11 protein-coding genes are annotated in these 17,144 nt (G+C 58.0%); all 11 read left to right on the top strand.

The features are described from left to right. The first annotated feature begins 173 nt into the window (after nt 1–173). A complete protein-coding gene (locus PG722_RS01600) occupies nt 174–3,554 on the top strand; it encodes a PD-(D/E)XK nuclease family protein (protein WP_270579453.1) in 3,381 nt (1,126 codons plus the stop codon). Beyond that, a complete protein-coding gene (gene addA / locus PG722_RS01595) occupies nt 3,535–7,110 on the top strand; it encodes a helicase-exonuclease AddAB subunit AddA (RefSeq protein WP_270579452.1) in 3,576 nt (1,191 codons plus the stop codon). Before PG722_RS01600 ends, addA begins: the two co-directional genes overlap by 20 nt. A 378-nt stretch (nt 7,111–7,488) precedes the next feature. Then, nucleotides 7,489–8,994: an IMP dehydrogenase gene (locus PG722_RS01590; RefSeq protein ID WP_117491317.1), complete on the top strand. Its 1,506-nt coding sequence runs from the start codon at nt 7,489–7,491 to the stop codon at nt 8,992–8,994. Between the two features lie 88 nt (nt 8,995–9,082). Beyond that, entirely contained in the window at nt 9,083–10,375 is a 1,293-nt protein-coding gene (locus PG722_RS01585; protein ID WP_117750912.1) for a chloride channel protein, read from the top strand. 120 nt (nt 10,376–10,495) lie between these two features. Further along, complete coding sequence (locus PG722_RS01580) at nt 10,496–11,152, top strand: HAD family hydrolase (RefSeq protein ID WP_117750913.1); 657 nt, start codon at nt 10,496–10,498, stop codon at nt 11,150–11,152. A gap of 110 nt (nt 11,153–11,262) precedes the next feature. Then, a complete protein-coding gene (locus tag PG722_RS01575) occupies nt 11,263–12,651 on the top strand; it encodes an MATE family efflux transporter (RefSeq protein ID WP_270579451.1) in 1,389 nt (462 codons plus the stop codon). After that, nucleotides 12,648–13,106: an S-ribosylhomocysteine lyase gene (locus PG722_RS01570; RefSeq protein ID WP_270579450.1), complete on the top strand. Its 459-nt coding sequence runs from the start codon at nt 12,648–12,650 to the stop codon at nt 13,104–13,106. The genes PG722_RS01575 and PG722_RS01570 overlap by 4 nt, the downstream gene beginning before the upstream one ends. Nucleotides 13,107–13,193: 87 nt before the next feature. Beyond that, the gene (gene rpmE / locus PG722_RS01565; RefSeq protein ID WP_016147979.1) at nt 13,194–13,397 is read left to right on the top strand and encodes a 50S ribosomal protein L31; all 204 of its coding nucleotides are present in this window, start codon (nt 13,194–13,196) and stop codon (nt 13,395–13,397) included. 669 nt (nt 13,398–14,066) lie between these two features. Further along, nucleotides 14,067–15,347 (top strand): GTPase HflX, encoded by a 1,281-nt coding sequence (gene hflX / locus PG722_RS01560; RefSeq protein ID WP_118285638.1) that lies wholly within the window; start codon nt 14,067–14,069, stop codon nt 15,345–15,347. Nucleotides 15,348–15,379: 32 nt separating this feature from the next. Further along, nucleotides 15,380–16,015: a YigZ family protein gene (locus PG722_RS01555; RefSeq protein ID WP_118360305.1), complete on the top strand. Its 636-nt coding sequence runs from the start codon at nt 15,380–15,382 to the stop codon at nt 16,013–16,015. A gap of 121 nt (nt 16,016–16,136) precedes the next feature. Then, nucleotides 16,137–17,138: a deoxyguanosinetriphosphate triphosphohydrolase gene (locus PG722_RS01550; RefSeq protein WP_118285636.1), complete on the top strand. Its 1,002-nt coding sequence runs from the start codon at nt 16,137–16,139 to the stop codon at nt 17,136–17,138. Nucleotides 17,139–17,144: the final 6 nt, after the last annotated feature.

Genomic DNA, 17,144 nt, shown 5'->3' with positions numbered 1-17,144 from the left:
AAACAAAACGCCGTAAAAGTTCGAAAAAGACTGGAAAATACGCTGATAACGCACAAAAAATATAAAATGACCATACGGTTGTTATTGATAATTTTCCGTTTTCCATTACCAATTTTCAATTTGCTCCGGTTGTGCTATAATCAAATAGCTATGAAATGAAAGGAGAGTGTGCCATGCGGATCTGGACCGGACGAGCGGGGAGCGGCAAGACAACGGCCATCCTGCGGGAGATCGCGGCGCTGAGTGAAAAGGGAGAGGGACGGCAGATTCTGCTCGTGCCCGAGCTGAACTCGCACCTGATGGAGCGGCGGCTTGCCGCAGCCACGCACAACCACGGCGCACGCACGGCCGAGGTGCTGACGTTCTCACGATTGGCTGACCGTGTGTTCTCTGAAGTCGGCGGACTGGCACAGCAGATGCTGACGCCGGCAGGTCAGCTTTTGACCTTGCAGGAGGCGGCACGCCGTGTGCAGGGCGGGCTGAGTGCGTGGAAGGGTTTGGCAGACAAGCCGGAGCTGCTGCAGGAGGCGCTGCGGCTCATCGATGAATGTAAAACGTGCGCCATCGCGCCGGAGACGCTGTTTGCGGCTGCCGAGGAGAGTGAGGACGCGGTACTTGCAGAAAAATTGTCCGATCTTGCACAGATTTTAACAGCTTATGAGCGTTTGTGCGAGGAGTCCCTGCCCGACCCGAGAGACCGTCTGACACATCTGCGCGACCGTCTGGCAGAAAGTCACACGCTGGACGGCGCAGCGGTCTATCTGGATGGATTTCTCGGCTTTACCGTGCAGGAAAGTGCAGTGGTTGATGCCATGCTGGCAGCGGGTGTGCCGCTCTCTGCGGCGGTAACCTGCGATACGGATTACCCGGAGATTTTCCTTACCGGCTGTAAAACAGTGCAGAAATTAACCCGAATGGCAAAGCATCATAACCAGACGGTCGAGCGCATCGAACTGGGCGAAAGCAAGGTGGCCCGACCGGCGGGACTGGCTGCGCTCGAGCGCGAAAGCCTGCTGCCGGTGCGCACCCCACAGGAGAGTGCGGACGGCGTTCGTTTGTACGAGGCGGCTTCACCGTTTGACGAGTGTGAGCACGCAGCGGCTTACATTCGGCGCAAGGTGCGGGACGAAGGCGCGCGCTGCCGCGATTTTGTGGTTGCGGCACGCGATATCGAGCCGTACAGCGCGTTTCTCGCAATGGCGATGGCGCGGTACGACATTCCGGTGTTCCTCGCGGAAAAGCCGGATCTGCTGTCTCGTCCGCCGATGGCGCTGGTTACGAATGCACTGGAAGCGGTGCGAAATCACTTCCGATATGAAGATCTGTTCTCCTGTCTCAAGACCGGACTTGCGGGCTTGGATTGGGACGAAATTGACAAATTAGAGAATTATGTGCTCACCTGGAACATCCGCGGCGGAGCATGGGAACGCGAGTGGACCGAGCATCCGGACGGCTATGGTCTGCCCATCGACGAGAACGCGAAGACGCAGCTTGCCGAACTGAACACACTCCGCAAACGGGCAATCGCGCCGTTCTCCGCACTGCGCGAGGCACTTGCAGGTGAGCAGCCTGCAGGTGACTGCGTGCGTGCGCTCTATGCATTCCTTCTCGCGGTAGACGCGCCGCAGCGAATGACCGACCGCGCCGCTGGACACGAGCAGGCGGGCCGTCTGCAGCTGGCCGACGAGTACCGCCAGCTGTGGGAAATCCTGGTTTCTGCGATGGAGCAGTTCGCGTGGGTGTGCGGGGATATGCCGCTGACGCTCGACCGTTTCGCGCAGCTGTTCCGGCTGGTGCTCGGCGAGTATGATGTGGGTACGATTCCGGTTTCGCTCGACCGCGTGACCTGCGGCAACATCGAGCGTGCGTGTACGGAAAATGCGAAATATGTCATCCTGCTGGGCGTTAACGACGGCCTGATACCGAAAACCCCGTCCTCGACTTCGCTGCTGAGTGACATGGACCGCGACAAAATGGATGCGCTCGGCGTGGAACTCAAAGCCTACGGCGAGGAACGCCTGCTGATGGAGCAGGAAACGCTCTATCGGGCACTCGCGTGCCCGACAGACGAGCTGCTGCTGACGTATCACACTATCGACGCAGGCGGCGGTGAAACGCGGCCGTCCTACTTCGTGAACACAGTGCGGGAGCTGCTGCCGGATGTGCCGTTTTCCACCCACCGGACGGAGACCGTGCGCGACCGCCTGCAGGCGGAACGACCGGCGGTCGAACTTGCGTGTGCGTATCTTTCGGGCGACCGGACAGCCGCCGTGCGGGCTGCCTATGACTACTATAAGGATGATGAGCGAGTCAAAAACGCGCAGGCGCAGCGGCGCGGCAGAGGACCGCTGAGCAGTCCGCACACGATTGACGGATTGTACGGAAAAAGCCTCAATCTGACCGCTTCGCGTGTGGATACGTTCTATTCCTGCCGGTTTGCATTCTTTATACAGTATGGTTTGAAGGCCAAGCCGCGCCGCGTGGCGAAGTTTGATGCGCTCTCGACCGGCACGTTCATCCACTATGTGCTCGAGCATGCGCTGGATACCCTTGGAAAGTGCGAGGGCGGCGCCGCCCATGCCGATCAGCCGACCGTGCGGAAAGCCTGCCGTGAAGCGGTACGGCAGTATGTCGCGGAGGAGCTTGGCGGCCTGGAGAATAAAACCGCGCGCTTCCAATACCTGTTCCGCCGACTGGTGCGCGCCGTGGAGCAGATCCTCGACAACGTGATCGAAGAACTGCGCGTATCCGACTTTGCGCCGATTGACTATGAGCTGGACTTCTCGCGCAGCGGCGACCTGCCGCCCGTGCAGTGCGAGGACGGCGATGTGTCGGTTTCACTCTCCGGCAAGGTGGACCGCGTGGACGGCTACATCAAAAACGGTCGTCTCTATCTGCGCGTTATGGACTACAAAAGCGGCAAAAAGTCATTTTCGCTGTCCGACATCTGGTACGGACTCAACATGCAGCTTATCATCTATCTATACACGCTGCAGCAGGAGGGTCTGGACCGCTATCGTGCCCGCCTGACCGCCGAGCTGAACGAAATCGTACCGGCAGGCGTGCTGTATGTTCCGGTACGCGATGAGCTGCCGGATGCGGCGCGCGACACGGACGAGGACGGGCTGCGCATCCTGCGCGACAAGGCGCTGCGGCGTTCGGGTCTGCTGAGCGACGATATGTCGCTGCTCGAGGCGATGGAGCACGGTCTGGAAGGTGACGGACGGTTTATTCCGGTCTCTATCAAGACAAGGAAGGGCGAGGACGAGCCGACGCTTGCCGCCAAGTCTGCGGTAGCTGATCTGGCGAAATTCGGCAGACTGGCACGCTATACGCAGAAAAAGCTGCTCGAAATGGGACAGGCTCTGCGAAACGGCAGCATTGAAGCCGACCCGCGCAAGACCGACCGCAGCTACTGCGAATGGTGCGATTTCCGGGCAGCCTGCCGGTTCGATGAGACCGCCGGAGACAAGGTGCGCTGGCTGAAAAACATCAAGGACAAGGAATTCTGGGAGCAGTTAGGAGGGAACGACAATGCCGAAGTGGACACCTGATCAGCAGACCGCGATTGACGACCGCGGCGGCGCACTGCTGGTTTCGGCGGCAGCCGGCTCGGGCAAGACCGCCGTACTGACCGAGCGCGTACTTCGTCGGCTGACGGACGAGAATGATCCGGTCGATATCGACCGCCTGCTGCTGGTTACGTTTACCAACGCGGCGGCAGCCGAAATGCGTGAGCGAATCGGTGCGGCCCTCGGTGCGGCCGTAGCCGCAAACCCGCGGGATACCCGTCTGCGGCGGCAGCTGTTCCTCGTGCACCGCGCGAAAATCACGACCGTGCACGCGCTGTGTCTGTCGCTCGCGCGCGAGCAGGCGGCGGTGCTCGGTATCGCACCCGACTTTCGCCTGATGGACGAAAACGAGGGCAAGCTGCTTCGCGCCGAGGTGCTCGAAGAAGTGCTTGACACGGCCTACGAGCAGGCGGATGAGAAGTTTTTTGCGCTCTGTGATCTGCTGACGGCGGGGCGCGACGACCAAAAGCTGGGCGAGGTCATTCTCGGCACCTACGAGAAGATTCAGGCGCATCCTGATCCGCGGGCGTTCCTCGAGGATGTGCGCGCCGGATTGTACACGCGCGGCATGGACACGCCGCACGGCCGTGTTCTGCGCGAGCAGGCGAAGTCGGCGGCACAGCACGGTGCGGCATTTCTGCACATGGCTGTGGATGAATTGACCGGCATTGATGAGCTGGCGGACAACTATCTGCCCGCGCTGACGAGCGACTTAAATCAGGCCGAGCGTCTGCTCGATGCGCTGTATAACGGCAACTGGGACGACTGCGTGAAGGCTGCCCGGTCGATCTCGTTTGACCGACTGAAGGCCGCGAGGAAATTTGAGGACAAGGCGTTCCTCGAGCAGATCAAGGCCATGCGCGAGGAGTGGAAGGGCGTTGCCAATAACATTCGGGAGAAATGGCTGACCGTCACCGCAGAGGAAGCGGAGTACGACCGCGGCCTGACAGCCCCCGCGCTGTTCGCGCTCATTGACATGGTAAACGCCTTCGACGATGCCTTTACGGCAGCGAAACGTGCAAGAAATGCTGCGGATTTCAACGATTTGGAGCACTTTGCCGTGCGTCTGCTGTATACAGACGGCAAGCCGTCCGCACTGGCGAAAACCATGTCCGAGCAGTTCACCGAAATTGCGGTGGACGAGTATCAGGACACCAACGCCGTGCAGGATGCCATCTTCCGTGCACTCTCCAGAAACGAGACCAACCTGTTCATGGTCGGTGACGTCAAGCAGAGCATTTACGGCTTTCGACTGGCTGACCCGTCCATTTTCCTTGAGAAATACCGCAGCTTCGGTGAGGTGGCGGACGCCGCTGACGGGCAGCCGCGCCGTGTCGTGCTCGGGCAGAATTTCCGTTCACGAGCGGCCGTGCTGGATGCGTGCAACTATCTGTTTGCCGCCGTCATGGGCGAGACCGTGGGCGATCTCGTGTACACGGACAAGGAGGCGCTGCACCTCGGTGCGGACTACTATCCGGAGGCCGGAAACGAGCGGTACAAGACCGAAGTCCTGCTCGTGGATGCGGACGGACTCGGCGAGGACGATGATGCGCCGGATAAGACCGAACTCGAAGCACGGCTTGCCGCGAAGCGGATTCGTGCGCTGCTCGACGAAGGCTTTCCGGTGATGGATAAGCAGACCGGAAAGCTGCGTCCGGTCACGCCGGGCGACATCGTAATCCTGCTGCGCTCGCCCAGAAGCAAGGCGCCGACCTACATTGCGGAGCTGGAGCGAATCGGCGTAACAGCCAGCGCCGAGCAGCGCGGCGGCCTGCTGGAGACTGCCGAAGTCGGCACGATGGTGTCGCTGCTCAGCGTCATTGACAACCCGCGGCAGGATGTTGACCTTATCGGCGTGATGCGTTCGCCGCTGTTCGGATTCACCGAGCAGGAACTGGCGGATATTCGCCTTGTGGACCGCAAGATCAGCTATTATGACGCGCTGCTGCAGGCGAGAACGGATTTTCCCAAGGTGGAAACCTTCCTGCAGCGGCTGGACTTTCTGCGCACCTTTGCGTGCGATCAGCCGGTGTACCGCCTGCTGTGGGAGATTTACGACCAGACCGGCGCGCTCGGCCTGTACGGCGCTCTGCCGAACGGCGCACAGCGCCAGAGCAACCTGCTGACGTTCTTCGAGCGGGCGCGCTCGTTTGAGGGACAGGGCTTCCGCGGCCTGTTTGACTTTGTGCGCCTGCTGCGCGGCATGCTCGAGCAGGGCGAGGATTTCCAGACGGTCGGTGCCGAGGCCACCGGCGGTGCGGTTCGCATTCTGTCCATCCACAAGTCCAAAGGACTGGAATTTCCGGTCGTTATCGTGGCGGACTGCGCCAAGCAGTTCAACGACAGCGACCTCAAGGAGCCGGTGCTCGTGCACCAGAACCTCGGCTTCGGCAGTAAGTGCCGCGACCGTGACCGCGGTGTGCAGTACGACACAGCCGAGCGCATTGCAGTCTCGGTGCAGATGCGCCGCGAAATGATTTCCGAAGAGCTGCGCGTATTATATGTAGCGATGACGCGTGCAAAGGAAAAACTGATTCTGACGGCAGCCACCGGCAGTCTGCGGAATTCGCTGAAAAAATGGTCGCTGCTGGCATCGCTCGATGACCTGCCGCAGTACGCCATGGGCGCGGCGCGCACGCCGCTTGCGTGGATTCTGACACCGCTGCTGCGGCATCCGTGTGCTCGTGCCTTCCGCGAGGAGTATGCGCCGGAGGTGCCCGAGCACGGCACGGACAATGATGCGTTTATGCTCAAGGTGTATTATCCGAGCGACCTGCAGCCGCAGGAAACTGAAATCCTGCGTTTCGAGGACAGGGAGACCGGCGACTGCACCGTGCAGACGCACCTCGACTACCCGCATGCCTACCTCGCGGAGCTGCCGAGCAAGCTGACCGCCACCGGTGTAGGCCGCGGCTACCGAGCAGACGAGGCCGCCGAGCAGACACCGCCGCCGCGGAAAGAAGTGCAGCTGCGCGCACCGCTGTTCGAGCAGGGAGAAAAAAAGCTGACGCCTGCCGAGATCGGCACAGCGCACCACCTGTTCATGCAGTTCTGCGACTTTGACGCCGCCTGTGCGTCAAACGGCGTGGAAAACGAGCTGAATCGTCTGGCGGAAAAGAAGATTTTGTCCACAGAACAGGCGCATGCTGTGGATAAACGCAAGATCGAACGGTTTTTCGCCTCCGACCTGTACAAAACCTTTATGGCGGAAAACAAGGTGCGGCGTGAGTTCAAGTTCTCCGTGCTTGTTCCGGCGCAAGCGTATTTTCCGGTTGCGGCGGACGCACCCGAGGAAAACGTGCTCCTGCAGGGTGTTATCGACTGCCTGATCGAAACCAGGGACGGCTTTGTTATCCTTGATTTCAAGACCGACCGCATCAAGAAGGGCGGTGCGGACGAGAGAGCCGAGCAGTACCGTCCGCAGCTGGCCGCCTACGCGCGTGCCGTGCATGAGATTTACGGCAGACCGGTCCGCGCGTGTGTGCTGTACTTTTTCCACACCGGCGATACCGAATGGGTGTCGCTCGACGAGACCTGACGGCATTCGACCGCACAGCAGTTAAGAGTGTGTTAAGATTCATTTGCACGCATTGACATTGCGGCCGCACGATGGTAAATTGAGTACAACAAAAGCAAAGGGGCACCGGAAAAATACCGGACGGCTCCGCAGAACCTCAATATGCCACCATCATTCATTCCTCATTTCCAAATGAAAAATCCGCAGACGGGAACGTCTGCGGATTTTTCTATCTGTCAGAGGCTGGTTTCGCGACAGCCGTTTGCACGGATTGCATAACACGCATGCGGCAAAAATCGTGAAAAACCGTCATATGCCCGCTTTACTTTACAGGGCAAAAAGGATATAATAAACTTAACTATCAAAAACGACCTATTTGGAGAAAAGGAGAACGACGAAATGGCGTATTATTTCAGTGAACCTTCGCATACCTTTAACGAATATCTGCTGGTACCGGGGTATTCCTCTGCGGAGTGCATGCCGGCGAACGTAAGCCTGCGCACACCAATCGTTAAGTATAAAAAGGGCGAGGAATCCGCGCTGTATGCCAACATTCCGATGGTTTCCGCAATCATGCAGGCGGTATCGGATGATCGTATGGCGATCGCACTGGCGCAGGAGGGCGGCATCTCCTTTATCTTCGGTTCGCAGTCGATCGAGAGTGAGGCTGCCATGGTTTCCCGCGTAAAGAGCTACAAGGCAGGCTTCATCGTATCCGACTCCAACGTAAAGCCGGACACCACCCTTGAGGAAGTCCTCAAGCTGAAGGAGCGCACCGGTCACTCCACCATGGCTGTTACCGATGACGGCACCGCGAACGGCAAGCTGCTCGGTATTGTCACCAGCCGCGACTACCGTGTTTCCCGCATGGAGCGCAGCGTTAAGGTTGAGGAGTTCATGACGCCGTTTGACAAGCTGATCACCGCTCCGGCAGATACCAGCCTCAAGATTGCAAATGACATCATCTGGGACAACAAGCTGAATTCTCTGCCGCTGGTAGACGACAAGCAGCATCTGGTTTATATGGTATTCCGCAAGGACTACGACAGCCACAAGGCAAACTCTCTTGAGCTGCTCGATGAGCACAAGCGTTATGTGGTCGGCGCAGGCATCAACACCCGCGACTACGCAGAGCGTGTTCCGGCACTGGTTGAGGCCGGCGCAGATGTTCTCTGCATCGACTCCTCCGAGGGTTTCTCCGAGTGGCAGAGCCGCACTCTGTCCTGGGTACGCGCAAAGTACGGCGACAGTGTAAAGGTCGGCGCGGGCAACGTTGTTGACCGCGAGGGTTTCCGCTTCCTTGCTGAGGCCGGCGCGGACTTCATCAAGGTCGGCATCGGCGGCGGCTCCATCTGCATCACTCGTGAGCAGAAGGGCATCGGCCGCGGTCAGGCTACCGCTCTGATCGAGGTTGCAGCCGCTCGTGACGAGTATTTCGAGGAGACCGGCATCTACATTCCGATCTGCTCGGACGGCGGTATCGTTCACGATTATCACTGCACGCTGGCGCTGGCTATGGGCGCTGACTTCCTCATGCTCGGCCGCTACTTCTCTCGTTTTGACGAGTCCCCGACGAACAAGGTCAACATCAATGGCAGCTACATGAAGGAATACTGGGGCGAGGGCTCTGCTCGTGCCCGCAACTGGCAGCGCTACGACATGGGCGGCGACAAGAAGCTGTCCTTCGAGGAAGGCGTTGACTCCTACGTTCCGTACGCAGGCTCGCTGAAGGACAACCTCGGTCTGACCCTGAGCAAGGTCCGTTCCACCATGTGCAACTGCGGCTCTCTGTCCATTCCGGAGTTCCAGAAGAAGGCAAAGATCACGCTGGTATCCGCAACCTCGATCGTCGAGGGCGGCGCACACGATGTTGTGCTCAAGGAAACCGCATCTACGAGCAAATAAGCATAGTTTACTCACAAATTGCCCCACAGGTTATCTCTGCGGGGCAATTCTTATCGGAAATGAGATTGCATGAAGGGGGAGGGGCGCTATGCCTCAGAATAATAAGCCGGGACGCCGTCTGCTGCGGCGGCTGTACGGTTCGTGGTACCGCGTGCGGCGCAATATCAGCGCGTTTGCGCGGTGGTGCCTGTTTGCAGTCATTATCGGCGTGGTGGTGGGCGCAGTCGGCGCGGCGTTTGAGCACGCCCTCGAATGGGCGACCGAAACCCGTCAGGAATACAGCTGGACGCTGTATTTTCTGCCGCTGGTCGGTCTGTTTATCGCGCTCTGGTACAGTAAAATGGATATGCCGCTTGAACGCGGCACCAACTTCATCCTGACCTCGGTGCGGCAGGATCATCCGGTGCGGCTGCGGCTTGCTCCGAGCATCTTTATCACCTCGGTGCTGACCCACCTGTGCGGCGGCTCTGCCGGACGAGAAGGTGCGGCGTTGCAGCTCGGCGGTGCGATTTCGGGCAATATCGGACATCTGATGCACCTGGACGACAAGGATTCCCGCACCATTACCATGTGCGGTATGGCGGCGTGCTTTTCGGCACTGTTCGGCACACCGCTTGCGGCGAGCGTGTTCGCAATGGAGGTTATCAGCGTGGGCGTGATGTACTACGCGGCGCTGTTTCCGTCCATCCTCGCGAGCGTGATCGCGCATCAGGTAGCGCTGCAGCTTGGCGGCGGCACGACCGCGTTTACGCTCTCCGGTGTGCCGGAAAATACGGATGTGCTGCTCATTGTAAAGCTGGTGGCGTTCGGCATGGTCTGCGCCGGACTGAGTGCGCTCGTGTGCGTCATCTTCCATAAAATCGGTCATCTGTTCAAGCATTTTCTGCCGAACCAGTACGCCTGCATTGCGGTTGGCGGCGCGGTCGTGGTGCTCATCAGCCTGCTGCTCGGCACGCGCGACTACAACGGTGCAGGCATGCAGGTCATTGAACACGCGATTGCCGGTCACGCGGCATACGAGGCGTTTTTCCTCAAGCTGGTGCTGACGGCGATTACCATCGGTGTCGGCTATAAAGGCGGTGAGATCGTGCCCGTGCTGTTCATCGGCGCGACCTTCGGCGCCGCCTACGGCGGATTTTTCGGTCTGGCGCCGTCCTTTGCGGCCGGTCTCGGTATGACGGCCGTGTTCTGCGGCGTGACAAATTCGCCGCTTACATCCATCCTGCTGGCGTATGAGCTGTTCGGCGGTCAGAGCCTTGCGCTGTTTGCACTGGTCATCGCCATCGCGTACATGCTCTCCGGCTACTACGGCCTGTACAGTGAGCAGAAGATCATCTATTCCAAGCTCCAGCCGAGATATATCGACCGAAAAACCAAATAACCAACCATCCGTAGGGCGCGACGACTCGGCGCGCCGTGTAAATCATGTGCAGTTGCTGAAAAAGCGGCGTGCCGAGGTCGTCACGCCCTACGATATACGTTCTCGAAAGGAACAAAACCAATGCAGAATTTCAAAGGTGCAATTTTCGACATGGACGGCACGCTTTTGGACTCCATGCCGGTCTGGAAACGACTGACACAGCGCTACCTTGCGCAGTTCGACGTTCACATCACAGACGCGGACTACGCGGTATGCGAGGGCTTTTCCCAGCCGCAGGTCGCGGAGTATTTTCTGAAACGCTATCCGAACCTGCCGCTGACCCAGCAGCAGATGCTCGACGGCATGGACGAGATGATTACCTCGCGCTACGAGACGATTGCCCGGCCGAAGGACGGCGTGATCGATTTTCTCGAAGGTCTGCGCGCACGCGGCATCAAAATGGCCATCGCTACGCTGACGGCACGCCGCCACGCGGAGAAGGCGCTCATCGACCGCGACATGATGAAATATTTCGAGTTCATGCTCACCATCGAGGACGTAGGCGTGCCCAAGTACGAGCCGGACATCTATCTCGAAGCCGCAAAGCGTCTCAGTCTGACAGCAGGCGAGTGCATGGTGTTTGAGGATGCGCCGTATGCGGGCGTAACGGCGAAAAAAGCCGGTTTTGCGCTCTGCGGTATGGCAGAGCCCGCCTACGCGGAGGGCGAAGACACGCTCCGGCAGGTGAGCGATGTGTTCGTCGAGCATTCCTTTGCCGAACTTGCGGATAAACTGTAAAAAACACTTGCAATATAACGCATCATATCCTATTATATATAGGAAAGAGAGTATGGAGCTGCGTTAGAAATCCTAACGCGGCTTCCTTTTACGTTGGGAGGCTGAAATTTTTGGAACAACAGAATAAAATGGGAACCGCCCAAATGGGTCCGCTGATCTTTTCGATGGCACTGCCGGCGATGATCTCCATGATCATCAACGCGCTGTACAATATCGTGGACAGTATCTTCGTGGCCAAGTATTCGCAGGATGCGCTGGCGGCGGTTTCGCTCGTATATCCGCTGCAGATGCTGGTCGTGGCGATCGGTGTCGGCACAGGCGTGGGCGTAAACTCACTCATTGCGCGCCGTCTGGGTGAAAAGCGCCAGAAGCACGCGGACTCGGCGGCAGAGCACGGTGTTGCGCTGGCGGTTGTTGGCGGCATCGCATTCTTCATCCTCGGCTGGGGATTTTCGGGTGTATTCGTCGGCGCATTCGGTGCGAGCGAGGCGGTTTCGGCTTACGCTATCCAGTATTCGCACCTTGCGGTCGGCATGAGTATTTTTGTTATGATCTCGATGATGTGCGAGAAGATCCAGCAGTCCGGCGGCAACATGATCATCCCGATGTGTCAGGGTCTGACCGGTGCGATCATCAACATCATCCTTGACCCGCTGATGATCTTCGGTATCGGTCCGTTCCCGGAGATGGGCATCCGCGGTGCGGCGCTCGCGACCGTTATCGGCCAGATATTCGGTATGGCGCTCGGTCTTTGGGGTGTGTTCCGTCAACAGAAGGTGCTGAATGTCAACATGCGCGAGTTCAAGTGGCGCGGACAGACGATCAAGGACATTTACCGTGTCGGCCTGCCGGGTATTGTCATGCAGAGTGTCGTTTCCGTTATGACGGCGGGCATGAACGGCATTTTGATTGCCTTCTCGCAGACGGCGGTCAACGTACTCGGTGTGTATTTCAAGCTGCAGACCTTCGTCTTTATGCCGGTATTCGGACTCAATCAGGGTGCGCTGCCGGTTATGGGCTACAACTACGGCGCACGCAACCGCAAGCGTCTGATGGGGGCATACAAGATCACGCTGACGGCGGCTGTCGTCATTATGGCGCTTGGTCTGGTGCTGTTCCAGCTGCTGCCCGAGCAGATGCTTATGCTGTTTGTGGACAAGTCTGATGCAGCGGCAGCACAGGAGATGATTGAGGTCGGCGTTCCGGCGCTCAAGACCATCAGCCTGTCCTTCCTCGGTGCAGCGTTCGGTATCATTAATTCCACAATGTTTCAGGCAACCGCACGCGGCATGAACAGCCTGATCGTGTCTGTCTGCCGTCAGCTGGTCGTTATCCTTCCGGCGGCATGGCTGCTGGGTCAGCAGTTTGGCCTGAATGCGGTATGGTATGCATTCCCGATTGCAGAAATCGCAGCATTCTTTATCTCGTATATTCTGCTCTGGCGCGAATACCGCTCGGAACTGCGGTTCCTTGATATAGAAAAGGAGGCAAAGGCATGAAACGAATTGCCAGCTTTGAAGTAAACCATGATAAACTGAAGCCGGGTATGTATACCTCGCGTATCGACGGCGACATCACCACCTATGATATCAGAATGGTGTACCCGAATGCGGGTACTTACATCCAGCCTGCGGCGGGTCACACGTTTGAACACCTGTTTGCAACGTATGCGCGCAACTCGAAGTTTGCCGATCAGATCATCTACTGCGGTCCGATGGGCTGTCAGACCGGCTTCTACTTCCTTGTGCGCGATATGAAGCCGTCGGACGCGATTGCGCTCGTGCAGGAGAGCATGGCGTTTATCGCCGCTTACGAGGGCGAGATTCCGGGTGCGAGCCGCATTGAGTGCGGTAATTATCTGCTGCACGATCTGGCAGGCGCAAAGCATCTTGCCGCTTCCATGATTCCCGTGCTCGAGGGCTGGAAAGAAGAAAATCTGATTTATGAAAAATAATGCTTGCATTTTCGGAAAACATGTGGTAAGATAATTTTACGACTGTTGGAGATATGTAAACATATCCGTGGAAAGAGGTGAAACAACATGAAACAGGGCATCCATCCCGACTACAAGCAGACCACGATCCGCTGTGCCTGCGGCAATGTCATTGAGACCGGCTCCACCAAGGAGAACATCGTCGTTGACGTTTGCTCCAAGTGCCACCCCTTCTTCACGGGTAAGCAGAAGCTGGTAGACACCGGCGGACGTGTTGATCGCTTCAAGAAGCGTTTCAATCTGGACAAGTAATGTGAAAAGCCATCGAAACGTGTTTTCGGTGGCTTTTTCGTTATCCGTTTTCAGATTGCGGAAGGGTGTTTGCGGTACAGGCGGTTCATCCTGTCCGGGCGGAAAGTTTTTCGCTGAACCTCAGCGGAGAGTTGCCGTCTGCGGACGGCAGGAGAGTCGCCGTACCCACGGCGGTGGGCAAGAGGGTAGACACCTGCGGTTTCTACCCTCTTAACTCCCGTTTCCCTTTGTTTCTTAGCTTGGCGCAGACCAGAGACCGGCGACCGCTCCGAAATAGGGGAACGGCAGTCGGGTTACCCGTCTGTAGGGGCGCGCATTGCGCGTCCATTACTCGACCGATTCGCAGTTCTCGGATACCATACTGCTACACAGACGGTTTACTCTGCGCAGGCGCGGCATATCTGTGCCGCGCAACTCGTTGGTCTGGTGGCTATGGACGGCGCCTGCGAGTTTTATTTGATAACGAATGTTACCGCAGGGTGCGCCGACTTACAACGATAGGGCATTTTCTATATAACAAAAATCCGCCACGACTGGTCGTGACGGAAAAATATTCACTTTGTCTACCTTCATATTACCGCAAATCGGACGGAAAATCAAGTCTTGTACGGTTTTGCGTTTGGGTGTAATAAATATAGAGGACAATTTAACAGCAAGGAGGAATTTTCCATGCCGTTTACCAATCAAACAGAAGAAAAGCAGATCGAACGGGCGGTTCTGGTCGGTCTGTCGTGTCCGAGCTTCAACACCGATCAGGATGCGGACGAGCGCACGATGGACGAGCTGCGCGCGCTGGCGGAGACTGCCGGTGCGGAGGCCGTTGCGATGACGCTGCAGCGCCGTCCGGCACCGGATGCCCGCACGTTTATCGGTGAGGGCAAGGCGGAAGAGGTCAAGCAGCTTGCCGAGATGAACGACGCAAGTCTGATCCTGTTCGACAATGAGCTGTCGCCGTCGCAGATGAGCAATCTGGAGGAACTGACCGGCCGCACGGTACTCGACCGCTCGGCGCTCATCCTCGATATTTTCGCGCAGCGTGCGCGCACCGGCGAGGGCAAGCTGCAGGTCGAGCTGGCGCAGTACCAGTACATTCTGCCGCGTCTGGCGGGCATGGGCAAGGCGATGAGCCGTCTCGGCGGCGGCATCGGCACGCGCGGACCCGGTGAGAGCAAGCTGGAGAGCGACCGCCGTCACATCCGCAGCCGCATCGACAAGCTGCGCCGTGATCTGGAGCAGGTGCGGCAGGTGCGTTCTGTGCAGCGCCGCCAGCGCAAAAAGGCCGAGCTGCCACTGGTTGCCATTGTCGGCTACACGAACGCGGGCAAGTCCACGCTGCTGAATACGCTGACCGGCGCGGGCATCGAGGCGAACGACCGTCTGTTCGATACACTCGACCCGACTACGCGTAAAAAACGCATTTCGGATACGCAGGAAATCCTCCTGTCCGATACCGTAGGCTTTATTCGCAAGCTGCCGCATCATCTCGTATCGGCGTTCAAGGCAACGCTCGAGGAACTGGCGTATGCCGATCTGCTGCTGCACGTTGTGGACGTTTCGGATGAAAACTGGCAGATTCATGCACAGACTGTGGATAAGGTTGTGGCACAGCTCGGCGCACAGGATATTCCGCGCGTGATGGTGTATAACAAGGCGGATAAGTGCGACCCGGACGTCATTCCGTTCATTCGACCGGATGAGGGTGTGAAGATTTCCGCAAAGAGTGGAGAGGGCATTGACGACCTGCTGACTGCCATCGAAAAGGCGCTCGGCAAGGGCAAGCATAAGGTAAAGCTGTGCATTCCGTACAGCGACGGCGCCGTGCTCGATATGCTGCACCGTGAAGCGCAGATCGACTCGACCGACTATGCCGCAGAAGGCACGATTGTTGAGGCGGTTGTGGATGATAAGACCTACGGCAGAGTTTCGACATACATTATGGGTAATGAGTAATTACTAATTCCTAATTATTTAAGGATTTGCTGATGGAAAAAGATTACTTTGTGCCTTTCGCCAGCTACGGCGAGGACAAATTTGAAGAAAAACGCTCCAAGTTCACCGGACGGCTGTGGCATGTTGAAACCGCCGAGGAGGCGGTAGCGAAGATAAAGGAAATGCGCGAGACCTACTGGGACGCGACACACAACTGCTACGCCTACATTCTCCGTGAAGGCAATGTGATGCGCTACTCGGATGACGGAGAACCGCAGGGCACGGCAGGCATGCCAATCCTCGAGGTGCTGCGCCACGAGAACCTGACCGACTGCGTTTGCGTTGTCACGCGCTATTTCGGCGGTATTCTGCTCGGCACGGGCGGACTGGTCCGCGCGTACACGCAGGGCGCGCAGGTGGCTGTCGCGGCGGCCGGTGTGCAGAGAATGAGCCTGTATACGGTGGCGCTCATCGCGTGCCCGTACAATCTGTACGAGATTATTCTGCACCTGCTGCCGGACCACGACTGTGCGGTCGAGGAGACCGACTACGGCGCGGATGTAACGCTGACCGTGACGCTGCCCGCCGGTCATGAGGACAAGCTCAATCAGGCGCTCGCCGAAGCCACGGCAGGGCAGGTCTACGCCGAGGTCATGGAGACCCGATTCATGGGTCGGCGTGTCAAGTAAATATCGGCTTGCAAGGCTCACAAAATTCTGAAAAAATTTTTGTGAAAAAAAGAGGATTTTCAGATTTCGTTTCGTATAACTATTATGTGACGGATTCTCCGAGGCTGAGGAGGCGGTACATATGACCATTCGAGAGCAGAACGAACAGCGCGAGCACGCGGTGCTTGAGCCGTGGGCGACCTTTGCGGACAGCTCCGCAGGCAGGCTGCGCCCGATGGAACCGTGTCCGTACCGCACCTGCTTTCAGCGCGACCGCGACCGCATTATCCACTCGAAGGCGTTCCGGCGGCTGGGCAACAAGACGCAGGTATTTATCTCGCCGGAGGGCGACCACTACCGTGCTCGGCTGACGCATACGCTCGAGGTTGCGCAGATTGCGCGGACCATCGCGCGGGCGCTCGGACTCAACGAGGATTTGACCGAAGCGATTGCGCTCGGACATGATCTCGGGCACACGCCGTTCGGTCACGCCGGAGAGGCGGCACTCGATGAGGTTTGTCCGTTCGGTTTTCGGCACAACGAGCAGAGTCTGCGCGTGGTGGATGTGCTCGAGGATTTGAATCTCACGCGTGAGGTGCGCAACGGCATTGTCTGCCATACCGGCAGGCGCAAGGCGAGTACGCCGGAAGGCCGCATTATCCACTTTGCCGATCGCATTGCCTATATCAACCACGATATTGACGATGCGGTACGCGCGGGCATTATCCGCGAGAGCGATATTCCGCAGCATTTGAGAAAACGCCTGGGTGGGACGCACGGCAAGCGTATTGATACACTGGTGACGGCGATGATCGAGTACGGTCAGCGGTATCTGGAGATCGGCATGGACGAGCAGATGCACGAGGACATGATGGAGCTGCGGCAGTTCATGTTCGATCATGTGTACCACGGCACGGCCGCACAGCGTGAGGAAAAACGCGCAAAATCCATGCTGCGCAGTTTGTACGAATATTTTATCGAGCATCCTGACGAGCTGCCGGACGATTACTTCGTGCTGCAGGCCCGAGGGGAGGCGCTCGAGCGGATTGCGTGCGACTATGTTGCAGGCATGACCGACCGCTACTCGATAGCGGTTTATAAGAATTTGTTTATTCCGAAAAGCTGGAATAAGATTGAGGATTAACGAAAA

It is taken from the genome of Butyricicoccus sp. OF27-2pH9A (assembly GCF_027693185.1).
Classification (GTDB): Bacteria; Bacillota; Clostridia; order Oscillospirales; family Butyricicoccaceae; genus Agathobaculum; species Agathobaculum butyriciproducens.
Note: the sequence above shows the minus strand (reverse complement) of the source record. Positions and strands in the feature narration are given on the sequence as shown.